The following is a 22,205-nucleotide window of genomic DNA, read 5'->3' as shown; positions in this document are numbered from 1 at the left end:
GGCCCCCGTACGCCACCCGCCCGGAAGCCTGACCCGATTGAGGAGCACTCGTGAGCGAGCCGAACAACATCCTGCTGACCGTCGACGGACAGATGCGGGAGGTGACCCACGGCATCACCGGCACCGAGCTCTTCGCGGACCAGCCCACCACGGTGGTGATGCGCGTGGACGGGCGGCTCTGGGACCTCTCCCGAGAGCTGCACGGCGGCGAGTCCGTGGAGTCCGTGGACCTCACCGAGCCGGACGGCCTGGACGTGCTGCGCCACTCCACCGCCCACGTGATGGCCCAGGCCGTGCAGCAGCTGCGTCCGGACGCCAAGCTCGGCATCGGCCCGTTCATCACGGACGGCTTCTACTTCGACTTCGACGTGGCCGAGCCCTTCACCCCGGAGGACCTCAAGCAGCTCGAGAAGCTGATGCAGCGCATCGTGAAGTCGGGCCAGACCTTCCGCCGTCGCGTGGTCACCGAGGACGAGGCCCGCGCGGAGATGGCCGACGAGCCCTACAAGCTGGAGCTGCTCGGCAAGAAGGACGACGCCGAGAACGCCGGCGAGGGCGCCTCGGTGGAGGTCGGCGCCGGCGAGATCACGATCTACGACAACGTGGACCGCAGGTCCGGCGACGCCGTGTGGTGCGACCTCTGCCGCGGCCCGCACCTGCCCAGCACCAAGCTGATCGGCAACGGCTTCGCGCTCACCCGCTCCGCCGCCGCCTACTGGCTGGGCAGCGAGAAGAACAAGCAGCTGCAGCGCATCTACGGCACCGCGTGGGCCTCCAAGGAGGACCTCAAGGCCTACCAGGAGCGCCTGGCCGAGGCCGAGCGCCGCGACCACCGCAAGCTCGGCGCCGAGATGGACCTGTTCTCCTTCCCGGACGAGCTCGGCTCCGGCCTGCCGGTCTTCCACCCGCGCGGCGGCATCATCCGCAAGACCATGGAGGACTACTCGCGCACCCGACACGAGCAGGCCGGCTACGAGTTCGTCTACACCCCGCACATCACCAAGCAGCACCTCTACGAGGTCTCCGGCCACCTCGACTGGTACGCCGACGGCATGTTCCCGCCCATGCAGATCGACGAGCAACGCGACCCGGAGACCGGGCAGATCACCAAGCAGGGCCAGAACTACTACCTCAAGCCCATGAACTGCCCCATGCACAACCTGGTGTTCCGCTCCCGTGGCCGCTCCTACCGCGAGCTGCCGCTGCGCCTGTTCGAGTTCGGCCAGGTGTACCGGTACGAGAAGTCCGGCGTGGTCCACGGCCTCACCCGCGTGCGCGGCATGACCCAGGACGACGCCCACATCTACTGCACCCGCGAGCAGATGAAGGAGGAGCTCACCACCACACTGACCTTCGTCCTCGACCTGCTCAAGGACTATGGCCTGGACGACTTCTACCTCGAGCTCTCCACCAAGGACCCGGAGAAGTCCGTCGGCTCGGACGAGATCTGGGAGGAGGCCACGCGCACCCTCGCCGAGGTCGCCGAGGCCTCGGGCCTGCAGCTGGTCCCGGATCCGGGCGGCGCCGCCTTCTACGGCCCGAAGATCTCCGTCCAGGCCCGCGACGCGATCGGCCGCACCTGGCAGATGTCCACCATCCAGCTGGACTTCAACCTGCCCGAGCGCTTCGACCTCGAGTACCAGGCCGCGGACGGCACCCGTCAGCGTCCGGTGATGATCCACCGGGCCCTGTTCGGCTCGATCGAGCGCTTCCTCGGCGTCCTCACCGAGCACTATGCAGGCGCCTTCCCGGCGTGGCTGGCCCCCGAGCAGGTCGTGGCCATCCCGGTGGCCGAGGCGTTCGAGGACTACCTGGGCGACGTCGTCGCGAAGCTGCGGGCCGAGGGGATCCGGGCGCGCCTGGACGACTCCTCGGACCGCTTCCCGAAGAAGATCCGCTCCGCGTCCAAGGAGAAGGTGCCGTTCGTGCTGATCGCCGGCGGCGAGGACGCCGAGGCCGGTGCGGTCTCCTTCCGGTTCCGGGACGGCACGCAGGACAACGGCGTCCCCGTGGACGAGGCCGTGGCCCGCATCGTGAAGGCGGTGCGGGACCGCGAGGTGACGCCGTGACCGGTCCCGACGACGACGGCGCCCGCGCCGGCGCTCCCGCCGGGTCCCCGTACGGGGATCCGGTGGGGGACACCGCGGCCACGGACGACTTCGCCCTGCCGGGGGTCCCGGACCCGTTCGAGCGGCTCTGGAACCCGCACCGGATGGCCTACATCCAGGCCGGCCCGGACCAGGTCACGGACGAGCACACGTGCCCGTTCTGCGCGGCCCCGGCCCGCGACGACGAGTCCTCGCTGATCGTGCACCGCGGCGCCACGTGCTTCGTGATCCTGAACCTGTATCCGTACAACCCCGGGCACCTGCTCGTGTGCCCGTACCGTCACATCCCGATGTACACCGACGCCACCGCCGAGGAGACGCAGGAGATGGCGGATCTGGCGCAGACCGCCATGATCGCGTTCGAGGCCGCGACCCGGCCCAAGGGCTACAACCTGGGCATGAACCAGGGCGTGGCCGGGGGCGCCGGGATCGCCGCGCACCTGCACCAGCACGTGGTGCCGCGCTGGACGGGGGACGGGAACTTCCTGCCGATCATCGCCCGCACCAAGAACATGTCCCAGACCCTCGGACAGACCCGGGACGTCCTGGCCGAGGTCTGGCCGCAGGCCGCCGCCGAGCACGCCGCCCGGCGCGGGCGCAACGCTGAGGCCGCCGCGTCCGCGCGCGTCGCGGGCCCGGACGAGGCCGCCGGCGCCCCGGAGGCGTCGGACTGATGCTCGACCGCCACGCCCGCGGGGCCACCACCCGACTGTTCACCCCGGTGGCCCGGGCCCTGCTGCGGGCGGGGGTGAGCCCGGACGCCGTGACCGTGGCGGGCACCGTGGGCGTGAGCGCCGCGGCCCTGGTCCTCTACCCGATGGACCAGCTCTTCTGGGGCACGATCGTGATCACGCTGTTCGTCTTCTCGGACCTCGTGGACGGGATCATGGCCCGCGAGGCCGGCGCCTCCGGGCCGTGGGGCTCCTTCCTGGACTCCACCCTGGACCGCATCCAGGACGCCGCCATCTTCCTCGCCCTGTCCTGGTGGGGCTTCGGCGCCGGTCAGACCCCGGCCGTCGGCGTGCTGGCCGGCGTGTGCCTGGCCCTGGGCATGCTCGTGTCCTACGCCCGCGCCAAGGCCGAGTCCCTCGGCCTGACCGCGTCCGTCGGCGTGGCCGAGCGCGCCGAGCGGCTCGTTCTGACACTCGTCTTCGCCGGGCTCACCGGTCTGGGCCTGCCGACCGCCGTGCTCACCACGGTGCTGGCCCTGCTCGCCGTCGCCTCCCTGGTCACGGTCCTGCAGCGGGTGGCGGCCGTGCGCCGGCAGACCCGCCCCGCCGCCTGAGGCGCCCCAGCGAGGCTCAGCCGGCGACGACGTCGGCCACCACGGCCTCGGTGAGCCGCACCAGGTCCTCCGGGTCCAGCTCGAGGTCCAGGCCCCGCTGGCCGGCGGAGACGTACATGAACCCGCCCGCGAGCGCGGAGGCGTCCACCACCACCCGGTGGCGGTGCCGCTGGCCCAGCGGGGAGATGCCCCCGCGCACGTAGCCGGTGCGCCGCTCGGCGACGGCGAGCTCGGCCAGCGCCACCCGCTTCACCCCGAGGGCGGCCGCCGCGGCGCGCAGGTCCAGCCGACCGCTCACGGGCACGCAGCACGCGGCGAGGTCGCCGTCGGGCAGGGCCACCATGAGCGTCTTGAAGGTGCGCTCGGGCGGCACGCCGAGGGCCTCGGCGGCCTGCTCGCCGAGGCCCGGGCCTCCGGCGTCGGCACCGGCGTCGAAGGAGAGCAGCCGGTGCGGCACACCCGCGTCCAGGAGGACCTGGACCGCGGGTGTGGGGGCGCCGGAGGGGGCGGGGGAGCGTCGGGCCACGGGCCTCAGGCGATCCCGGCCTGCTCGCGCACGTTGCGCTTGATGCGGCCGAGCATCGCGGACATCCCGCGCAGGCGCAGCGGCGTGAGGGCCTTCTGCAGGCCCAGACGGGAGGGGATGTCCTCGGGGACGTCCAGGATCTGCCGGGCGGTCAGACCGTCGAGCCCCTGGGAGAGCACGGAGGCGAACCCGCGCGTGGTGGGCGCCTCCGGCGGTGCGGTGATGAACAGGCTCACCGGGGCGTCGTCGCCGGTGGTGCCGTCCTCGAGCTCCACGGCCAGGAACAAGGGGGACTGGCACTCCACCACCTGCTCCATCTCCTCCTCGTGCCCGTCGTAGCGGGAGGGCAGGGCGGGCAGCTCGTCCGCGAACTCGAGCAGCAGCTCGAGCTTCTGCGGGTCGGGCACCCCGGCGAAGTCGTCGATGATCTCGGCCAGGTTCGGGGGCACGGCGGTGTCGGTCATGGTGCCTCAGTCTAAGGGTCGTGCCCCGCCCGGTCCGGGCCGTGTCCCGGGGTCACCGGCGAAAGCTCCTCCACTGGCGCGCATGTCCCCTCCGGTTCCTCTTCAGCGACGAACGCCCACGTCAGAGCCCAGTCCGATCCCTCCGGCGCGCCCCCCGGGCCCCCGCCCGCGGACCCCTCCGCGCACACTCCCACCAACCCCCGCACGGGCCGCTGGCCCTGGCCTGGCGGTCACCGTGCTGTACTTCCTGGCCATCTACCCGATCGTGCTCATCTATGGCGTGTCCATCACCAACACCGTGGACTCACTGCTGGTCAACCAGCTCGGCATGGCCTCCCCGCCGCGTGCGGTGCTCTCCTTCCTCCTCATCGCCGTGATGATGGCCGTCAAGGTGGCCGGGCAGCGCGTGATGCTGCTCGTCACGGGCTGGCTGGTGTACCCGCTGATCCTCATCCTGTTCGGCACCAGCCTGTACCTCATCCCCTCGTGGGACCTGGGCGCCCTGACCGCCGGCGCCACGGCCGGCGTGGGCGAGGTCCTGATGTCCCTCTGGCTGGTCATCCCCGTCCTCGTCTTCGCGTTCAACCACTCGCCGGCCATCTCCCGGTTCTCGCTGGCCATGCAGCGGCAGTACGGTCAGGCGGCCGCCACGCGCGCCTCGGCCGTCCTGGCCCACGTCCACGACTCCCCGCTGATCTCCGCGCTCGGGCCGATCGTGGCGATCCTGGCGATCGTCTCCTCCTTCTTCGGCCACTGCCTGGGCATCGCCGCGTTCATCTTCGTGACCACGTGGCTCGTGGCCATCGCGAACCCGGGGGTTCTGGCGCTCATCGAGACCGTCGCCGGCCCGGTCATCGCGATCATCCTGTACGTGATGCCCATGTACGCGCTCCGCCGCCTGCCGGCCCTGGCCGCCTACCGCGCGGCGCGCTGTCGAACGTGTTCGTCACCCTCGCCGGCCTCGTGGCCGTCAGCGGCATCGTCTACGAGGTGGCCCGCACCGTCACCGGGGCCTGAGCCCCGCCCCAGCACGACGACGGCGCCCCTCACCCGGCAGGGTGAGGGGCGCCGTCGTCGTGCTGGGGCGGAGGCCGCGGGGGGCCGGGGAGGTCAGCGGGCCGGGGCCTCGCCGGGCTGCTCGCCCAGGACGATCGGCACGCGCACGGCGTTGCCCCACTCGGTCCAGGAGCCGTCGTAGTTGCGCACGTCCTGGTAGCCGAGCAGGTGCTTGAGCACGAACCAGGTGTGGGAGGAGCGCTCGCCGATGCGGCAGTAGGCGATCACGGAGTCGGTCTCGCCGAGGCCCGCCTCGTCGCGGTAGATCGCCTCGAGCTCCTCGCGGGACTTGAACGTGCCGTCCTCGTTGGCGGCCTTGGCCCACGGCACGGAGGCGGCGGTGGGGATGTGGCCGCCGCGCAGGGTGCCCTCCTGCGGGTAGCCGTCCATGTGGGTGGTCTCGCCGGTGTACTCCTTGGGGGAGCGCACGTCGATCAGCGGGGTGGTGCCCAGGGCGGCGAGCACGTCCTCGCGGGCGGCGCGGTCGGTCGAGTCGTCGCGCTGGCGCACGGGGTACTCGCCGCGGGTCACCTCGGGGACCTCGCGGGTGGTCTCGCGGCCCTCGGCGAGCCACTTGTCCCGGCCGCCGTCCATCAGGCGCACGTCCTCGTGGCCGTAGAGGGTGAACACCCACAGGGCGTACGCGGCCCACCAGTTGGACTTGTCCCCGTAGAACACCACGGTGGTCTCGGGGGAGATGCCCTTGGACGCGGCCAGCTCGGCGAAGGTCTCCGGGCCCACGAAGTCACGGGCGACCTCGTCGTTGAGCTCCGTGTGCCAGTCGATCTTCAAGGCGCCGGGGATGTGGCCGGTGGAGTACAGCAGGGTGTCCTCGTTGGACTCGAGGACCACCACGTCCTCGTCGCCGATGTGCTCGGCGACCCAGTCCGTGGAGACGAGCCTGTCGGGGTGGGCGTACTGGGAGAACTTCTCGGCGGTGTCAGTCATGGTCGCCAGATTACGCCACATCGGTGGGACGTATTGGCTGAGGCTGGCCTCACCCCGGACACGGGGGGTCATGTCCGCGCGCCCGGTAGCATGACGCCAGTCCCCTCCGCCGATCCCAGGATGGAGCCGTCGTGCCCCAGATCGTCCACCTAGCCGAGCGCTCCCCGCAGGTCTCCGCGGACCAGCTGCTCGAGGCCTTCCAGCCGTCCTACCGGTTCGGGGAGGTCTCCTTCGACTCCTACATCCCGGACCCCGCCCACCCCTCGCAGGCCGAGGCCGTGGAGCGGCTGCGCCGGTTCGCCGCCTCCCTCGGCGGCCCCTCCGCCGGCTCCGGCGGCGGGTTCTTCGGCGGTCTCTTCGGCGGCGGCCGCCGGCGGGCCGTGGCCGAGCCGGCCGGCATCTACCTCGACGGCGGCTTCGGCGTGGGCAAGACCCACCTGCTGGCCTCCACGTGGCACGCGGCCCCCGGGCCCAAGGCGTTCGGCACGTTCGTGGAGTACACGAACCTGGTCGGCGCGCTGTCCTTCCGCAAGGCGGTAGACGTGCTCAAGGGCTACACCCTGGTCTGCATCGACGAGTTCGAGCTGGACGACCCGGGGGACACCGTCCTGATGTCCCGCCTGATGCGGGAGCTGGCCGACGCCGGCGTGCGCCTGGTGGCCACCTCCAACACCCTGCCCGGCTCCCTGGGCGAGGGCCGGTTCGCGGCGCAGGACTTCCAGCGGGAGATCCAGGTGCTGGCCGAGCAGTTCGAGGTCATCCGCGTGGACGGCGAGGACTACCGCCACCGCGGCCTCTCCGCCGCCCCGGCCCCGCTGGCCGAGGACCAGGTGGTCCCCACCGCGGAGGCGAACTTCCCGCACGCCGGCGTGCTGTCCGTGGACGACTTCTCCGAGCTGACCGCCATGCTCTCCCGCGTGCACCCCTCGCGCTACCGGGAGCTGGTCAGGGACGTGGACGTCGCCGCCTTCCACGGGGTGCGGACCATCGCTGACCAGGCCACGGCGCTGCGCTTCGTGGTGTTCGCCGACCGGCTCTACGACAAGGACGTGCCCGTGGTGGCCTCCGGCGTGCCGTTCGACGAGCTGTTCACCCAGGAGATGATGCACGGCGGGTACATGAAGAAGTACTTCCGCACGGTCTCCCGCATGACCGCGCTCGTGCGCGAGGGCCAGACCGGCGAGGCCGAGGCCAAGTGAGGCCAGCCCGCCCCGTTCGGTGAGCGCCCTGTCGCTTCGGAGGCGACGCGCGAAGGGCCCCTCCGTCAGGAGGGGCCCTTCGCGTGGAGCGGATGACGAGATTCGAACTCGCGACCTCCACCTTGGCAAGGTGGCGCTCTAGCCAACTGAGCTACATCCGCGTGATGCGATCCTCACGGATCCATCCGTGCGCGATACTGGGTTCGAACCAGTGACCTCTTCCGTGTCAGGGAAGCGCGCTACCGCTGCGCCAATCGCGCTCGACCTCAGTCCGAGGACTGAAGCAAGCTTGCCACCACTCCCGAAGGAACGGCCTGCGAGGTCGGGACGGGATTCGAACCCGCGTATACGGCTTTGCAGGCCGCTGCCTCGCCTCTCGGCCACCCGACCAGGGATGGGGGACTTGCGAGCGGATGACGAGATTCGAACTCGCGACCTCCACCTTGGCAAGGTGGCGCTCTAGCCAACTGAGCTACATCCGCGTGATGGGCTTCGCAGCACCGGCCTCCAGGCCGTTCTCCGCGATTTCCAACGAGAAAGAACTCTAGACCATGCGCGCACCGGGTGCCAAATCGGCCGTCCCTCCGCGCGCCCGGCCCGCTCGGGAGGTCTCCCCGGGTTTGCCAGAATGGTGCCCCATGACTCAGCCACGCCTTGCCCACCAGACCCCGCAGGGACGGATGTACGCCCGCTCGGTGTCCGGGCTGCCGGAGGTCCCCTCCATCACCACGGTGATCGGCATGGAGCGGATGGACTTGGACGGGTGGGTCGGCTGGATGGCCGCCAACGCCGTGGCGCAGGATCCCCGCCTGGCGGAGTCCGTGGGCTCGCCGGCACGGCTGAAGCAGGTGGCCCGCCAGTGCGCGGACGCCGCCGCCCGGTACCGGGACGCCGCGGCCGAGCGCGGGGACCGCGTGCACGACTACGCCGAGCAGGTGGCCCTGCGCGCCCTGGGGCGGCCCCACACGATGGCCGAGGCCCGGGCGCGCCTGATCGAGCACGGCGAGGGCGCGTACGCGGACCGGTTCGACGAGTGGTGGGACCTCTACGACGTCCGGCCGGTGGCCGCGGAGATCACCGTGTGGAACCACACCGTGGGCTACGCCGGCACCCTGGACCTCGTCGCCCGCATCGGCGGCCGGCTGTGCCTGATCGACTACAAGACCAAGGGCACGGGCCGCGACGGCCGCGTGAAGGCGCTGGACCCGAAGGTCGTCATGCAGCTCACGGCGGGGCTCAAGGCGGAGGAATCCCTCGTGGACGCCGAGGCCGGCACGTGGGAGCCCTGGGCCCATGGGGACGCGCAGATGCTCCTCGGCGTCGCGCTGGGGGAGACGGAGGTGGCCGTCCACCAGGCCAATCCGAACGCGCTGCCCCGCCACTGGCACAAGTTCTGGGCGCTCCGCCAGGTCTGGACCCATGCCCAGGCCGTGGACGACGCCGGCCCCGCCCTGCGCGTGATCGGCCCGCCCCCGGTGTCCTCGCCGGGGAGCGCCGGCGGCCTCGAGGCCGCCCGGGCCGCCGCCTTCGGCGGCGCCGATAGGCTTCAGCCGTGACCGATCCGCACCCTGACGCCACCCCCGATCCCGAGCCGCGCGCCGACGCCCGCCCTCTGCGCGTGCTCTTCACCGGCACTCCCGAGACCGCCGTGCCCGTGCTTCGCGCGCTGCTGGGCTCGGAGCACGAGGTCGTGGGCGTGCTCACCCGCCCCGACGCCCCCGTGGGTCGCAAGCGGGTGCTCACCCCGTCCCCGGTGGCCCGCGCTGCCGAGGAGGCCGGCGTGCCCGTCTTGAAGACCGACCGCCTGCGGGGCGAGGCCGGCGCCCCCGTCCTGGACCAGGTCCGCGCGTTCGCCCCGGACGTGGCCGTCGTCGTGGCCTACGGGGCGCTCGTGCCCGCGGATGCGCTGGGCATCCCGGAGCACGGCTGGCTCAACCTGCACTTCTCCCGGCTGCCCGCCTATCGCGGCGCGGCCCCCGTGCAGCGCGCGGTGATGGACGGCGTGGACTCGGTCGGTGCGGACGTCTTCCGGCTCGAGGAGGGCCTCGACACCGGCCCCGTCTTCGCGCGGATCGAGCGTCCCGTGGGCCCGGAGGAGACCTCCGGCGAGGTCCTCGCCGACCTCGCCGAGCGCGGCGGCCCGCTCGTGCTGCAGGTCCTGGCCGAGCTCGCCGCCGGCACCGCCGTCGCCGTCCCCCAGGAGGGCGAGCCGACGCACGCCGCCAAGCTCACCGCCGCCGACGGCCTCGTGGACCCCGCCCAGGACGCGCGCGCCGTGGCCGCCCGGATCAACGGGGTCACCCCTGAGCCCGGCGCGTGGGGCTGGCTCGTCCCGGCGGACACCGACGACGACGCCACCCCCGTCCGCCTCAAGCTCGCCGGGGTGCTGCCCGTGGCCGAGGGGGACGAGGCATGGCCCGCGGACCTGGCCGATGCCGCGCCCGGGGCCGTGGTCTCCACCGGTGGCTCCGGATGGCTGCGCACCCGTGGCGGCGCGGTGCGCCTCGGCCGCGTGCAGCCGGCGGGCAAGAAGGAGATGGCCGCCGCCGACTGGCTGCGCGGCCTGCCCGCCCCCATGGCCCTGCTCGGCGGGGACACCTTGCGGGAGCACCAGGAGGCGCAGGCCGAGGCCGCCCGCCGCCGGGCCGCCACCACGGACACCAGGACAGGGGAACGCGCATGAGCGCACAGGACGGCACGGCAGGACGTGACCGACGCCGTGGCGGCGGCCGGTCCGGAGGGGCGAAGGGCGGGGGACCCCGCGAGGACCGCCGCGACGCCGCCGGTCGCCAGCGCCACCGCGGCCGCTCCGGCGCCGGCCGGCAGCGCTCCGCGCAGGCCCCCTCTCAGCGCTCGCGACAGGCGGATCCTGCGCGGCTGACCGCGTTCCGGGTGGTCCGGGCCGTGCACGCCGAGGACGCCTACGCGAACCTCGTCCTGCCCCGGCGCATCCGGGAGGCCCGCCTGGACCGCCGCGACGCCGGCTTCGCCACCGAGCTCGCCTACGGCACCCTGCGCGGGATCGGTCTCTACGACGCCGTGCTCGCTCGCTGCGTGGACCGGCCGCTCGACGCGATCGACGCCCCCGTGCTCGACGCCCTGCGCCTCGGCGCCCACCAGCTGCTGCACATGCGGGTCCCGGCCCACGCCGCCCTCGACGCGACCGTCGCGCTCGTGCGCGCCGAGATCGGCGCCGGACCCTCCGGGTTCGTCAACGCCGTGCTCCGCCGCGTCTCCGAGCGCTCTCTGGAGGACTGGCTCGCCGACGTCGCCCCCGAGGACGGCGGCGACGCCGCGCGCGCGGTCCGCCACTCGCACCCGGCGTGGATCGTCCGGGCCTTGCGCCAGGCCCTGGCCGGGCACCCCTCCACCGCGGCGGCCGAGGACCGCGACGCCGAGCTCGAGGCCCTGCTGGCCGCCGACAACGCCGCCCCCGTGGTCAACCTCGTGGGCCTGCCCGTGCCTGGCGGCGCCGCGGCCCTCCAGGCCGCCCTCGACGACGGTGCGGAGCCCGGCCCGCTCGCCCCCGGCTCCGCCCTGCACCACGGCGGCGACGCCGGCCGCCTGGCCGGGCTGCGCGAGGGCGTGCTGCGCGTGCAGGACGTCGGCTCGCAGCTCACCGCCCGAGCCCTGGCCGGTGTCGAGACGCGCGCCGGGGACGCCGACGGCCGGTGGCTCGACCTCTGCGCGGGCCCCGGAGGCAAGGCCGCGCTCCTGGCGGCGCTCGCGGCCGAGCGCGGGGCGACCGTGCTGGCCAACGAGGTCGCCCCGCACCGGGCGGAGCTCGTCCGCTCCGCGCTGGCGGGCGTGCCGGAGGCGGCGTGGCAGGTGCGCACCGGGGACGGCCGCACGATCGCCGAGGACGCCCCCGCCGGCGGCTTCGGCCGGATCCTCGTGGACGCCCCGTGCACCGGCCTGGGCGCGCTGCGCCGTCGCCCGGAGTCGCGCTGGCGGCGCACGCCTGCGGACCTCGCCGAGCTGACGGGCCTGCAGGCCGAGCTGCTGGACGCCGCCGTGGGCGCGCTGGCCCCGGGCGGCGTGCTCGCGTACGTGACGTGCTCCCCGCACGTGGCCGAGACGATCGTGCAGGTCCAGGACCTGGCCCGGCGCCACCCGGAGCTCGAGCAGCTCGACGCCGCCGCGGCCCTGCAGGACGTGGCCCTGGCGGACCTCGGCCTCACCGCGCCGGAGGGCACGGACCCCGTGACCGCCCGCACCGCGCAGCTGTGGCCGCACCGGCACGGCACGGACGCCATGTTCCTGGCCCTGTTCCGCGCCCCGATCGACTGACCGCCCCGTCTGACCGCACCCCACGCCCGACCGTCCGGAGGAGCCCCATGAGCGCCTGCATCCACCCCTCGATCCTCTCGGCGGACTTCGCCCGCCTGGCCGAGGAGCTCGCCCGCATCCCCGGCTCCGACGCCGTCCACGTGGACGTGATGGACGGGCACTTCGTGCCGAACCTCACCCTCGGGCTGCCGGTGGTGCAGGCGATCCGGGCCGCCACGGACCTGCCCCTGGACATCCACCTGATGATCGAGGACGCCGACCGCTGGGCCCCGGACTACGCCGAGGCCGGCGCCGAGTCGGTCACCTTCCACGCCGAGGCCGCCCGTGCGCCCGTCCTGCTGGCCCGCACCCTGCGGTCGGCCGGGGCGAAGGCAGGCATGGCGGTCCGCCCGGCCACCCCGATCGAGCCGTACCTGGACCTGCTGCCGGAGCTGGACATGCTCCTGGTGATGACCGTGGAGCCCGGCTTCGGCGGGCAGTCCTTCCTGGACGTGACCCTGCCCAAGATCCGCCGGGCCCGGCAGGCCCTCGACGGCGCCCCCGCCCCGATCGCCCTGCAGGTCGACGGCGGCGTGAACCGGGAGACGATCCTGCGCGCCGCCGAGGCCGGGGCGGACGTCTTCGTGGCCGGCTCCGCCGTGTTCGGCGCCGACGACCCCGACGCCGCGATCGCCGGGCTGCGCGCCCTGGCGCGCGACGCCGTCGCCGGCTGAGACGGGATGGCGATGTCCCGTCGGCCTTGGAGCCGCTACCAAGGAGGGGCGGCCTCGACCCGTGTGCTGAAGTCGAAGGGCGGGGCAGGCGGTGGTCAGCCGCTCCACGAGCTGATCACCTCTGAGGTCGACGGCGTCACTGCGGCGTACACCGGGGTCTTCGCCGACACCTTCGGTGAGGAGTGGTGTGACGGCCTCGTCGTGGAGTGGGGGCCGAACCTGCGTGCCGCCATCTACGGCCCCTATGGGGACGCGGCGTTGTTCGAGATCCACTGCGGGGACGCCGTCTACAGCGCGGTGACCTACACCTCTGACAAGGAGGGGGACATGTCACCAGGCGGATTCGTGACGGTCCTGTTCGAGTGCATCGCGCGGCACCGGGGGCTTCTGGAGACGGCGCCTCCTCCGGAGGTCTTCTCAGGGCCCGAGGGCATCGAGTTCGAGCGGATCCGATGAGCGCGGCCGAGGCCGACGGGCGTGGAGGCGGGGCGAGAAGCCATGACATGGCAGATCAGGATCGGCCCTTGGCGAGGACGACGTGACCGTCGTGATCGCTTGTGCCCTGCTCGCCACCTTCGTGCTGCTGAATTGGGTGGTCCTGAAGAGGTCAGCCGGACTGACGGATCTCCTCTGGATCATCGGCGGGTTCTACCTGCTCTCCTTCCTCTACAACGTGACGATGATCGACGAACTTGCGTGGGAGGCGGTCGACGGTGTCTGGCAGGGCGGCTCTGCCTCAGAGATGCTCGGTCGCCCCTCGAAGACGCTGGACTGGTTGCTCTGGTTGAACTGGATGTCCCTCCTCGTGCTGATCACGTCATTCTTCCGAGTGGACCGCGCCGCGGATGCCGCACGGGGTGGCGACGATTTGGGTAAAAGCAATCTGCGAGGCTTCAGGAGTGCATCTAAGAGTCAGATCACGGCCCGGCCTTCAGGTGCGGGTGGCCTGGGTAATATTAGTTTCGACCCCATGACGCCTTTGCGCGGTGGGCATGCCGGGTCTAGACAGAAATGACATCGGAATGGGTGATTTCTAGTGGGATGGTCGGAAGTTGAGGAGTACGTCCACATCGCGGCGGGCAACTCGTGGAAGGGGGTGCCCAAAGGCAGCCTTGACTGGGTGAAGATGATCGAGTTCGAGACAAAGATCGGGCCGTGTCCGCCGGGTCGATCCTTCCCGAAGGCGTGGAGACTGGAGGGTCGTGCTAGCGAATACGTCCATGAATGGGGGCATCTGCCCCGGTTGTGGGACCTGACACTGCGCTACCCACGGCCAGAGCACGTGGCCCAGCTGGCGGGATTCCGTGTGAAAAGGCTTGCCGTGTACCAAGGGGCCGGTCTGCCCGCCGGCACGGTCTGGCCAGAGTTGCCCACCGTCAAGAGTGCGTCCTGGGCCCTGATGTCGGTGGTGAGCCTGCACGGGTTGACGGCACCCGTTCTGCACGAGGTCGATGTCGACGGCGTTCGGGAATGCCTGGGTCTGGAGGAGCTGGTTCGTTCTTCTCCGGTGCAGAATCTGCAGGTCTTCGATGTCCGCCAGGTCCCTCTGCCGCAGGCGGTGTGGGACGCGGCCGCGGGGATCGCGCAGGTGAACTGGGGTGGCGAGCCCAAGGCGAACCACTGGCTCATGGAGGCTGCCCTCGGACCGGCCGCTCGTGGGCCGCGCGACGCCCGCGCCCTGCCTGCGCAGATGACCCGGCGCGCCACACGCATCAGGGCGGCTGCCCTGGACGGGGCCACGGTGACACCGGAGGACGCCACGACCGACGCGGTCCGCGCCGTCCTGCCTGCCCCGAGCGAGGAGATCGCTGGCCTGCTGCAGCGGATGGGTGTGACGGACCCGGGCGCGTTCTGGGCGGGGCTGCTGTCCGTGCGGTGGCCGTGCCTGCCCGAGGCTGGAGTGAGGATCGCACTCAAGGATGACGCCACGGTGGTGCACGGGCCGCGGGAGGCGGTGGAGGACGCCGTGGCCCTGCTGGCGTGGTGGTGCTCCTCTGCGGAGGTGCTGGCGAGCGTCGTCGACGTGCTGGTCTCGGCCGGCCTGGCCGGGGAGGCCTTCGCTGGGGGCGGACCGGCGGTCGTGCCGGTGTCGCGTCTGGTGACGGGCTCGAGCGTGGCCTCGATCGAGAGGCTGGAGGAGCGCACGTACGTGCTGACCATGCCGATGCAGCCGGTGCCGGCCACGCAGGTGCTCGAGTCCCGGGGCCTGGAACACGCGGGCCACACGTGGGACCGGCTCCTGGAGCTGGGCTTCCCGGCGGAGGTGCGTCGGGTGGAGCTGGACCCGGAGGCGGACGTGTTCATGGCCTACGGGTCGCGGCCGGCGCTGAAGAAGGTCCAGGCGGTGCTGGACCGGCTGACCCAGCACGCGGACGAGCTTCGCTCTTGCTTGGAGCGGATCGGCGTGGCCGGGCTCAGCCTCAATCCCGAGCCGTGACATACTCGCTGGCAGCAACGTGCTCCGAGATGCGGTGGAAGTCCGCACCGGCGGTGACAGCCCGCTAACCGCGCGTCCCGCCCTCACCCGAGGGTCCAGGACCGCGGCCTGACCGGTGGAATTCCGGTGCCGACCGTACAGTCGGGATGGGAGAGGCACGCGGCCGAGCCGTCCTGCACGCTGACGCGGGAGGGCCACGGAGCGCACCCCTCGGAGACCGATCCGAGGAGGGCGCCGACACCCATGGACTGGCTGATCGACCTGTTCAACTGGACCATCCCCGTGGCCGGGGGCGGCCTGCTCATGCGCGAGGTGGTCGGCAACGTCTTCGGCCTGGCCTCAGCCCTGGGCGGCATGGCCCGCAAGGTCTGGGCCTGGCCCGTGGGCATCCTCGGCAACCTCCTCCTGCTCACCGTCTTCCTCGCCTCCCTCTTCGGCGGCGCGGACCAGGCCACCCTGCTGGGCCAGGCCGGGCGCCAGATCATGTTCATCGCCGTCTCCGTCTACGGCTGGGTCCGCTGGAACGCCGCCCGCCGCGGCCGCGCCGAGGGCGCCGCCGCCATCACCCCCGAATGGGCCGGCTGGGGCGGACGCATGTTCCTCGTGCTCGGCATGCTGATCGGCACCCTCGCCCTCACGCCGGTCTTCCGCGCCCTCGGCTCGTGGGAGCCGGTGTGGGCGGACGCGTGGACCTTCGTCGGCTCCCTGCTGGCCACCTACGGCATGGCCCGAGGGTGGGTCGAGTTCTGGCTGGTCTGGGTCGCGGTCGACGTCGTCGGCGTCCCCCTGCTGTGGAGCAGCGGCTACTACGCCTCCGCCGTCATGTACGCCGTCTACGGCCTGTTCACCCTCACCGGGTTCGTCGTGTGGCTGCGCGCCAAGGACCGCGAGAAGCCCGCCGTGGAGACGCTCCTGCCCGACGGCCCCGCCGAGGGGGTCGCCCGGTGAGCCTCCCGCAGCCCTGCCCAACGACGTCGCCCCCCGCCGAGCCCCTCGACCTCGCCGCCGCCGCGGCCCTCGAGGGCGTGCGCGGCGCCAACCCGCTCGTCGGCGCCGTGATCACCGGCCCCGAGGGGTACGTCCTCGCCGTCGGCCGCCACCGCGGCCGCGGCACCGCCCACGCCGAGGTCGACGCGATCGCCGCCTGGCACGCCGCCCGCGCCCAGGACCCGGCCGTGGCCGCGATCGACGCGGCGGACTGCACCCTGCACGTCACCCTCGAGCCCTGCGACCACACCGGCACCACCGGCCCCTGCTCCCAGGCCATCCTGGACGCCGGCCTCGGCGCCGTGCGCTACGCCGTCGCCGACGCCACCGGTGCCGAGGGCGGGGGAGCGGCCCGCCTGACCCGCCACGGGGTGCGCGTGACCGGCCCCACCGGCCACGCCGCCTCCGCCGCGCTCACGCAGCGCTGGCGCCACGTCCGCGACGCCGGCCGCCCCTGGGTCACCGCGCACCTCGCCCAGTCCCTCGACGGCCAGGCCGCCGCTGACGACGGCACCAGCCAGTGGATCACCGGGCCCGCCTCCCGCGCCCACGCCCACGAGGTGCGTGCCCGCGTGGACGCGATCGTCGTGGGCACCGGCACCGTCACCGCCGACGACCCCCGCCTCACCGCCCGCGACGCCGCGGGCGCCGACCTGACCGTCCAGCCCGTCCCCGTGGTCCAGGGCTACCGTGACCTGCCCGCCGGCGCCGCGCTCGCGGACCGGGCGGACCTGATCCACGTGCGCTCCCACGACCCGCACGCGGTCCTCGCCGCCCTGGCCGCCCGCCCCGGCCCGTGGCCCCACGGCGGATCCCGCCCCGGGCACGTGCTTATCGAGGGCGGCCCGCACGTGCTGGGCGCGTGGCTCGCGGCGGGACTCGTGGACGAGATGTTCGCCTACACCGCTCCGCTGCTGCTCGGCGCGGGCCTGCCCGCCGTTGCCGGGCTGCCCGTGGGCACCCTCGCCGACGGGCTGCGCTGGGCCCTCGACCCGTCCGAGGGCGGGCCCGTGCGCCTCCTCGGCGAGGACGTCCTCACCCATCTGGCCCCCACCACGAAGGACTGACATGTTCACCGGCATCGTCACCCATCTCGGCACCGTCGTCGCCCTCGAGCACGACGCGGCCGCCGACACCGCCCTGCTGACCCTCGACGCCGGCGGCGCCCTCGACGGGCTGCCCGCCGGTGGCTCGCTCGCCGTCGACGGCGTGTGCCTCACGGCCCTCGACGAGCCCACGGAGCGCCCCGGCGTGTTCCGTGCCGACCTCATAGGCCAGACGCTGCGGATGACCAGCCTCGGCGACCGCGCTCCGGGGGACCGGGTCAACCTCGAGCGCTGCCTGCGCCCCACCGACCACCTGGACGGGCACGTGGTCCAGGGCCACGTGGACGGGACCGGCCAGGTCCTCGCGGTGACCGAGCACGGCGAGTGGACCACGCTGCGCATCGGCCTCGACGCCGCGCTGGCCCGGTACGTCGCCGCGCAGGGCGCCATCGCCCTGCAGGGGGTGTCCCTCACGGTCACCGCCGTGTCCGTCCCCGAGGCCGTCGAGCACTGGTTCGAGGTCGGCCTCATCCCGGCCACGCTCGAGGCCACCACCCTGGGCGCCCTGCGGCCGGGTGACCGCGTCAATCTCGAGACCGACGTGCTCGCCCGGTACGCCGAACGCCTCGCGCTCATTCCGTCCGCCCCCGCCGTACCCGCCGAGGAGGCCCGCCCGTGAGCGAGCACATCCGTCTGGACCCCGTCCCCGCGGCGATCGCCGCGATCGCCGCCGGCCGGCCCGTCGTCGTCGTGGACGACGCCGACCGCGAGAACGAGGGCGACCTGATCTACGCCGCCGCCCTGGCCACCGACGAGGTCACCGCCTTCACCGTCCGCCACACCTCGGGCGTCATCTGCGCGCCCCTGCCCGCCGAGCTGGCCGACCGCCTGGCCCTGCCGCCCATGACCGCCGTCAACGAGGACCCCAAGGGGACCGCCTACACCGTGTCCGTCGACGCCGCCGTCGGCGTCACCACCGGCATCTCCGCCGCCGACCGCACCCGCACCCTCCGCGTGCTCGCCGACCCCGGTGCCGTCCCCGGTGACCTCACCCGGCCCGGTCACGTCTTCCCCCTGCGCGCCGTCCCCGGCGGTGTCCGGGCCCGCCGCGGCCACACCGAGGCCGGCGTCGAGCTGTGCCGCCTGGCCGGCGTCGCGCCCGTGGCCGCCATCGCCGAGCTCGTCCACGACGACGGCACCATGATGCGCCTGCCCGCCCTGCGGGAGTTCTCCGACGAGCACGGCCTCGTGCTGATCTCCATCGAGGACCTCGTGGCCCACCTGGAGGAGACGACGCCGGCCCTGACCGCCGTCCCCGCCGAGGCCACCCTGCCGACCCGGCACGGCCTGTTCCGCGTGAGCGTGCACGTGGACGCCGAGACCGGGGCTGAGCACCTGCTGCTCGTGGCGGGGGAGACCGACCCGGAGCGGCCCCTCACCGTCCGCGTGCACTCGGAGTGCCTCACCGGCGACGTCCTCGGCTCCCTGCGCTGCGACTGCGGCCCCCAGCTCGAGGACGCCCTGGCCCGCGCGGCGGCCGAGGGCGGCGCCGTCCTCTACCTCCGGGGCCACGAAGGACGCGGCATCGGCCTGGCCAACAAGATTCGCGCCTACCGGCTCCAGGAGGAGGGGATGGACACCGTCGAGGCCAACCTCGCCCTCGGTCTGCCCGCCGAGGCGCGCGACTGGGCCGGGGCTGCCGCCGTCCTCACGGCCGCCGGCCATCGGCGCATCCGCCTGGTCACCAACAACCCCGCGAAGGTCGCGGGGCTGCGGGCGGCCGGCATCGACGTCGTCGAGCGTGTCCCGGCCCCCACACCCGTCACCGAGCACAACGTCGTCTACCTGCGCACCAAGCGGGACCGCATGGCCCACGCCCTGGCGGACCGCGTGCTCGAACCGCCGACGGCCACCGGCGGCCCCGCCACGCCGGCCGATGACCCGACCACCGACCCGACCCACCCCACCCACCAGGAGGACACCCCATGAGCGGCGCCGGAGCCCCGACCTTCACCCCCGACCCCGCCGCTGCGACCGGCCTGAACGTGGCGATCGTCGCCGCCCAGTGGCACACCGAGATCATGGACGGGCTGATCGCCGGGGCGCAGGCCGCCGCGGCGGATTTGGGCCTGGAGCCCGTGCTCGTGCGCGTGCCCGGCACCGTCGAGCTCACCGTCGCCGCGGCGCGGCTGGCGGAGCGCTTCGACGTCGTCGTGGTCCTCGGCGTCGTGGTGCGCGGGGACACCCCGCACTTCGACTACGTGTGCCAGTCCGTGACCCAGGGCGTGACGGAGGTCTCGGTGCGAACCGGCGTTCCCGTGGGCTTCGGCGTGCTCACCGTGGACACCGAGCAGCAGGCCCGCGACCGGGCGGGCCTGCCCGGATCCCGCGAGGACAAGGGCCGCGAGGCCCTCGAAGCGGCCGTCCTCACCGAGATCGCGCTGCGCTCGGTCACGCCGCGGGACTGAGGATGGCCGGGCGTGGCGGCCTGCTGATTCGGCTGCTCTTGACGGGGACCCTGTCCCCGGGGCCGGTGGGGTGAGCGCAGGCCGGTCAACCGGGCCCGTCCGGAACGCGGCGGAGTGTGGGCCCCGGGGATGTCGTCCAGGTCGGCCGGAGGGCGCGGGGACCGGACGGTAGAGGCGGAGCGCGAAGCCCCCGCCCTTCGTCTCGCTCGCGGCATCCACGGCCCGCCATCGACCACCAGAGCGTGGCCGCGTTCAAACAGTCCATGGCCCTGCTGGGAGCTGCAGACCGGCTCACCGAGGTGGGCATCGTCGTCTCGGACTACAAAGACCACATCACCCCCAAGGACCAGACCGTGGCCGTCGAGGAGCTGCGCGAGACCGGGCTGCTGCTCACCCCCCCTGGTGCCGGCCCGCTCCATCGTCCCCAAAGCACGTCTGGCCTGCGACTGGCTGGGTCGCTACGAGAAGGGCGAACCCGTCGCCACCGCGTACACCGACCTAGCCGGCCTCATCTCCGAAAGGATCACCGCATGAACGAGAAGCAGTTCGAACCCGACCTGAGCCTGCGAGCACAGCGACGCAAGCCCACCCCAGCCCCCCACACCCCGGCCCCCGGAGCGGTGATCCCCGCAGAATCGGCAACGACCTCGGACCCGGCCGGCGGGTATACGCCCCTGGCCCGGCGTGGGGCGCCGACTGTGGCGCTGAACGTGCGGGTGCCCGAAGCGATCCGCGACGCGGTGCGTCGCGAGGCCGCCACGAACCCGGCAACGCCCGCCAGGCCGCGGTCATCGAGGCTCTGGTCGCGCGCACCTGATGCACTGACCGGTGCTCTAGGTCGAGGGGTCTGAGGTGATCCTCCAGGCCATTGGAGACGCCTGCCCCTTCCGGGGCTGAGAACCCCTGATCGTCCTGGGTGCCGGCCCCGTGTTCACTGGGCAACGTGGGCAGGCTGAAAGACGTCTGACACAAACCCCGCCGGGCCCGGTGTTGTGGCGAGCTGATTGAGGCCAGTCTTCGGCCGTCTGGCAGGCGAGTCGGGGAGGCTGCCGGAGACGTCTGGGGCGCGTGCCAGAAATGACCGATTGAGCCTGGATCCTCAGGCGGGCCAGGGCGCGTGGCGTGGTGTAGCCGAGATTGCACATGCCGCGCCGGGCGGAGGGGACTGGTGCACGTGTAGGTGACAGTCGTCTTCACGCCGCGTCTGCGGGCGTGTGGTCCATGATCAACTCGTACTCGACCGGCGTCAATCGGCCCAGGCGCACCTGCCGGCGGCGGCGGTGGCAGGTCCGCTCGATCCAGGTGATGATCCCGGCCCGCAGCTCGTCCCGGGTGTCCCAGTCGCGTCGGTCCAGCACGTTCTTCTGCACCAACGCGAAAAAGGACTCCATAGCCGCGTTGTCCCCGGCAGCACCGACCTGTCCCATGGACCCGATCAGCCCGTGGGTGGTGAGGGCGTCCTGGAATAGGGCCGAGCGGAACTGCGAGCCGCGGTCCGAGTGCACGATGCACCCGGCCACCGCATCGGTGCCGCCGCGGCGTGCCACGGCCTGCTCGAGGGCGTTCACGGCTAACGAGGCCTGCATACGCCCGGCCATGGAGTACCCCACGATCCTGCCGGCGTAGAGATCCTTGATCGCGCAGAGGTAGAGCTTGCCCTCACTGGTGGGGTGCTCGGTGATGTCGGTCAGCCACAGCCGGTTCGGAGCTTCGGCAGAGAAGTCCCGGCGGACGTGGTCGTCGTGCACGGGCGGGCCTGGGCGGGTCCCGTACTTGCCACGCTTGGCCCCGAACGCGCAGTGCCACCCGTTCTGGCGGCAGAGCCGCCAGGCGGTACGGGCCGCCATCGGAGCGCCAGCATTCTCGGCCTCGTCCCGCAGCAGCCGGTACCCGAACTCCGGATCGTTCTGGTGGGCGTCGTGGAGGGCGTTGACCCGGTGAGCGGCCTCCACCTCCGCGGTGGTGACAGGGTTCTGAAGCCAGCGATAGTAGGGCTGGCGGGCGAGCTTGAGGACCCGCAAGGACACCGCGACCGGGAGCTGGTCGGCGGCGAGCTCGGACACGAGCGGGTACATCATTTTTTCGGCAGGTTCGCCTGGGAGAGGTAGGCCGCGGCGCGGCGTAGGACTTCGTTCTCCTGCTCGAGGAGCCGGATCCTGCGGCGGGCTGCGCGGAGTTCTTCGGCCTCGGCCTTCGTGGTGCCGGGCTTGTTGCCGGCTTCGATCTCGGCTTGGCGAATCCAGTTCGTCAGACAGGAGAAGCTGATCCCGAAGTCCTTCGCGATCTGCTTCAAGTGGGTGCCGGGCTCACGGTTCTGCGCGACCCGGACGACATCATCGCGGAACTCTTGGGGGTAGGGGGCGGGCATGGTGCACATCCTTCCCTGCGGTGTGGGAACACCACAGATCGTATGTCACCTGTACGTGCGTCAGTCCCTAGCGCCACTCCCTTGGTGGTGAGCTCGTCGGCGATGTCCCTCGCGTCCGGGAGCGAGCGGACCAGCCGGTCGAGCTTGGTCACCACCAGGGTGTCGCCGTCCCGGGTCGCGGCCAGCGCTTCGCGCAGCCCGGGCCGGGCGCGGGTCGTTCCCGTCAGGCCGTGGTCGAAGTAGATGTCCTTGTTCTCGACTCCGAGGCGCTCGAGTGCTTCCCGTTGGGCGGAGAGGTCTTGCTCGAGAG

22 protein-coding genes, 4 tRNA genes, 1 pseudogene and 1 riboswitch are annotated in these 22,205 nt (G+C 72.8%); of the genes and pseudogenes, 18 read left to right on the top strand and 9 right to left on the bottom strand.

Annotated features, from left to right (window positions below; all coding sequences use genetic code 11):
* Window positions 1-50 precede the first annotated feature (50 nt).
* The 3 genes from thrS to pgsA are packed head-to-tail and all read left to right on the top strand — an operon-like array spanning window position 51 to window position 3,393.
* Window positions 51-2,069: a threonine--tRNA ligase gene (gene thrS / locus MA879_RS09375; protein ID WP_248125527.1), complete on the top strand. Its 2,019-nt coding sequence runs from the start codon at window positions 51-53 to the stop codon at window positions 2,067-2,069.
* Complete coding sequence (locus MA879_RS09370) at window positions 2,066-2,782, top strand: HIT family protein (RefSeq protein ID WP_418001240.1); 717 nt, start codon at window positions 2,066-2,068, stop codon at window positions 2,780-2,782. Before thrS ends, MA879_RS09370 begins: the two co-directional genes overlap by 4 nt.
* Window positions 2,782-3,393: a phosphatidylinositol phosphate synthase gene (gene pgsA, locus MA879_RS09365; protein WP_248125512.1), complete on the top strand. Its 612-nt coding sequence runs from the start codon at window positions 2,782-2,784 to the stop codon at window positions 3,391-3,393. Before MA879_RS09370 ends, pgsA begins: the two co-directional genes overlap by 1 nt.
* Window positions 3,394-3,409: 16 nt before the next feature.
* Here pgsA and MA879_RS09360 read toward each other — a convergent pair whose 3' ends face one another.
* Together MA879_RS09360 and MA879_RS09355 are read right to left on the bottom strand one after the other, a co-directional pair.
* On the bottom strand, window positions 3,410-3,919 hold the full coding sequence (locus MA879_RS09360; RefSeq protein WP_248125509.1) for an aminoacyl-tRNA deacylase: 510 nt from the start codon (window positions 3,917-3,919) through the stop codon (window positions 3,410-3,412).
* A 5-nt stretch (window positions 3,920-3,924) separates the two neighbouring features.
* Window positions 3,925-4,383, bottom strand: coding sequence for a SufE family protein (locus MA879_RS09355; protein ID WP_248125499.1), 459 nt, complete (start codon window positions 4,381-4,383; stop codon window positions 3,925-3,927).
* A 235-nt stretch (window positions 4,384-4,618) separates the two neighbouring features.
* On the opposite strand from MA879_RS09355, the gene MA879_RS09350 reads away from it, so the two are divergent.
* Window positions 4,619-5,581: an amino acid permease gene (locus tag MA879_RS09350; protein WP_335342047.1), complete on the top strand. Its 963-nt coding sequence runs from the start codon at window positions 4,619-4,621 to the stop codon at window positions 5,579-5,581.
* Here MA879_RS09350 and MA879_RS09345 read toward each other — a convergent pair.
* Window positions 5,494-6,387, bottom strand: coding sequence for a sulfurtransferase (locus MA879_RS09345; protein WP_248125496.1), 894 nt, complete (start codon window positions 6,385-6,387; stop codon window positions 5,494-5,496). The two genes, MA879_RS09350 and MA879_RS09345, sit on opposite strands and share 88 nt — an antisense overlap.
* Before the next feature lie 131 nt (window positions 6,388-6,518).
* On the opposite strand from MA879_RS09345, the gene zapE reads away from it, so the two are divergent.
* Window positions 6,519-7,586 (top strand): cell division protein ZapE, encoded by a 1,068-nt coding sequence (gene zapE, locus MA879_RS09340; protein ID WP_248125493.1) that lies wholly within the window; start codon window positions 6,519-6,521, stop codon window positions 7,584-7,586.
* Window positions 7,587-7,670: 84 nt separating this feature from the next.
* Here the strand turns inward: zapE and MA879_RS09335 are convergent.
* The 4 genes from MA879_RS09335 to MA879_RS09320 all read right to left on the bottom strand — a co-directional run bounded on the left by MA879_RS09335 (window position 7,671) and on the right by MA879_RS09320 (window position 8,068).
* Window positions 7,671-7,747, bottom strand: a tRNA-Gly gene (locus MA879_RS09335).
* 27 nt (window positions 7,748-7,774) lie between these two features.
* Window positions 7,775-7,846, bottom strand: a tRNA-Val gene (locus tag MA879_RS09330).
* Window positions 7,847-7,905: 59 nt separating this feature from the next.
* Window positions 7,906-7,976: transfer RNA gene (locus MA879_RS09325), tRNA-Cys, on the bottom strand.
* An 18-nt stretch (window positions 7,977-7,994) separates the two neighbouring features.
* Window positions 7,995-8,068: transfer RNA gene (locus MA879_RS09320), tRNA-Gly, on the bottom strand.
* 156 nt (window positions 8,069-8,224) lie between these two features.
* Here MA879_RS09320 and MA879_RS09315 point away from each other — a divergent pair.
* The 13 genes from MA879_RS09315 (at window position 8,225) to MA879_RS09255 (ending at window position 20,378) form a co-directional block, all read left to right on the top strand.
* Window positions 8,225-9,142 (top strand): cytochrome, encoded by a 918-nt coding sequence (locus MA879_RS09315; RefSeq protein ID WP_248125490.1) that lies wholly within the window; start codon window positions 8,225-8,227, stop codon window positions 9,140-9,142.
* Window positions 9,143-9,198: 56 nt separating this feature from the next.
* Complete coding sequence (locus tag MA879_RS09310) at window positions 9,199-10,269, top strand: methionyl-tRNA formyltransferase (protein ID WP_248125597.1); 1,071 nt, start codon at window positions 9,199-9,201, stop codon at window positions 10,267-10,269.
* Entirely contained in the window at window positions 10,266-11,876 is a 1,611-nt protein-coding gene (locus MA879_RS09305; protein ID WP_248125485.1) for an RsmB/NOP family class I SAM-dependent RNA methyltransferase, read from the top strand. The genes MA879_RS09310 and MA879_RS09305 overlap by 4 nt, the downstream gene beginning before the upstream one ends.
* Window positions 11,877-11,923: 47 nt before the next feature.
* Window positions 11,924-12,589, top strand: coding sequence for a ribulose-phosphate 3-epimerase (gene rpe, locus MA879_RS09300; RefSeq protein ID WP_135027748.1), 666 nt, complete (start codon window positions 11,924-11,926; stop codon window positions 12,587-12,589).
* Between the two features lie 63 nt (window positions 12,590-12,652).
* Complete coding sequence (locus MA879_RS09295; protein ID WP_248125482.1) at window positions 12,653-13,045, top strand: hypothetical protein; 393 nt, start codon at window positions 12,653-12,655, stop codon at window positions 13,043-13,045.
* An 82-nt stretch (window positions 13,046-13,127) separates the two neighbouring features.
* Window positions 13,128-13,604: a hypothetical protein gene (locus MA879_RS09290; protein ID WP_248125480.1), complete on the top strand. Its 477-nt coding sequence runs from the start codon at window positions 13,128-13,130 to the stop codon at window positions 13,602-13,604.
* Between the two features lie 408 nt (window positions 13,605-14,012).
* Window positions 14,013-15,026: an immunity 51 family protein gene (locus MA879_RS09285; RefSeq protein WP_248125479.1), complete on the top strand. Its 1,014-nt coding sequence runs from the start codon at window positions 14,013-14,015 to the stop codon at window positions 15,024-15,026.
* A 16-nt stretch (window positions 15,027-15,042) separates the two neighbouring features.
* A riboswitch (FMN riboswitch) is annotated at window positions 15,043-15,188 on the top strand.
* Between the two features lie 81 nt (window positions 15,189-15,269).
* Window positions 15,270-15,974, top strand: a complete 705-nt coding sequence (pnuC, locus tag MA879_RS09280; protein ID WP_248125475.1) for a nicotinamide riboside transporter PnuC — start codon at window positions 15,270-15,272, stop codon at window positions 15,972-15,974.
* Window positions 15,971-17,080 carry a bifunctional diaminohydroxyphosphoribosylaminopyrimidine deaminase/5-amino-6-(5-phosphoribosylamino)uracil reductase RibD gene (gene ribD / locus MA879_RS09275; protein WP_248125471.1) on the top strand — a complete coding sequence of 370 codons (1,110 nt, stop codon included), beginning with the start codon at window positions 15,971-15,973 and terminating at the stop codon, window positions 17,078-17,080. The genes pnuC and ribD overlap by 4 nt, the downstream gene beginning before the upstream one ends.
* Window position 17,081: 1 nt before the next feature.
* Complete coding sequence (locus MA879_RS09270) at window positions 17,082-17,738, top strand: riboflavin synthase (protein WP_248125469.1); 657 nt, start codon at window positions 17,082-17,084, stop codon at window positions 17,736-17,738.
* Complete coding sequence (gene ribB, locus MA879_RS09265) at window positions 17,735-19,048, top strand: 3,4-dihydroxy-2-butanone-4-phosphate synthase (protein ID WP_248125464.1); 1,314 nt, start codon at window positions 17,735-17,737, stop codon at window positions 19,046-19,048. Before MA879_RS09270 ends, ribB begins: the two co-directional genes overlap by 4 nt.
* Window positions 19,045-19,527 (top strand): 6,7-dimethyl-8-ribityllumazine synthase, encoded by a 483-nt coding sequence (gene ribH / locus MA879_RS09260; RefSeq protein ID WP_248125461.1) that lies wholly within the window; start codon window positions 19,045-19,047, stop codon window positions 19,525-19,527. Before ribB ends, ribH begins: the two co-directional genes overlap by 4 nt.
* 530 nt (window positions 19,528-20,057) lie before the next feature.
* Complete coding sequence (locus tag MA879_RS09255) at window positions 20,058-20,378, top strand: hypothetical protein (RefSeq protein WP_248125459.1); 321 nt, start codon at window positions 20,058-20,060, stop codon at window positions 20,376-20,378.
* A gap of 342 nt (window positions 20,379-20,720) precedes the next feature.
* Here the strand turns inward: MA879_RS09255 and MA879_RS09250 are convergent.
* A protein-coding gene (locus MA879_RS09250) for an IS3 family transposase (protein ID WP_248125455.1) occupies window positions 20,721-21,895 on the bottom strand; the annotation gives its coding sequence in 2 pieces (ribosomal slippage) (window positions 20,721-21,608 and window positions 21,611-21,895; 1,173 coding nt in all).
* Between the two features lie 44 nt (window positions 21,896-21,939).
* Window positions 21,940-22,205, bottom strand: a pseudogene (locus MA879_RS09245) (recombinase family protein); the annotation flags it as partial.

It is taken from the genome of Micrococcus lacusdianchii (genome assembly GCF_023155805.1).
GTDB lineage: Bacteria > Actinomycetota > Actinomycetes > Actinomycetales > Micrococcaceae > Micrococcus > Micrococcus lacusdianchii.
The sequence above is the reverse complement of the archived record's forward strand: the minus strand, read 5'-3'. Positions and strand labels throughout refer to the sequence as shown.

Coding starts and splice junctions, on each gene's coding strand:
- ribH (WP_248125461.1), top strand. CDS start 19,045: ATGAGCGGCGCCGGAGCCCCGACCTTCACCCCCGACCCCGCCGCTGCG.
- MA879_RS09345 (WP_248125496.1), bottom strand. CDS start 6,387: ATGACTGACACCGCCGAGAAGTTCTCCCAGTACGCCCACCCCGACAGG.
- rpe (WP_135027748.1), top strand. CDS start 11,924: ATGAGCGCCTGCATCCACCCCTCGATCCTCTCGGCGGACTTCGCCCGC.
- pnuC (WP_248125475.1), top strand. CDS start 15,270: ATGGACTGGCTGATCGACCTGTTCAACTGGACCATCCCCGTGGCCGGG.
- MA879_RS09315 (WP_248125490.1), top strand. CDS start 8,225: ATGACTCAGCCACGCCTTGCCCACCAGACCCCGCAGGGACGGATGTAC.
- MA879_RS09355 (WP_248125499.1), bottom strand. CDS start 4,383: ATGACCGACACCGCCGTGCCCCCGAACCTGGCCGAGATCATCGACGAC.
- MA879_RS09255 (WP_248125459.1), top strand. CDS start 20,058: ATGAACGAGAAGCAGTTCGAACCCGACCTGAGCCTGCGAGCACAGCGA.
- pgsA (WP_248125512.1), top strand. CDS start 2,782: ATGCTCGACCGCCACGCCCGCGGGGCCACCACCCGACTGTTCACCCCG.
- MA879_RS09305 (WP_248125485.1), top strand. CDS start 10,266: ATGAGCGCACAGGACGGCACGGCAGGACGTGACCGACGCCGTGGCGGC.
- MA879_RS09270 (WP_248125469.1), top strand. CDS start 17,082: ATGTTCACCGGCATCGTCACCCATCTCGGCACCGTCGTCGCCCTCGAG.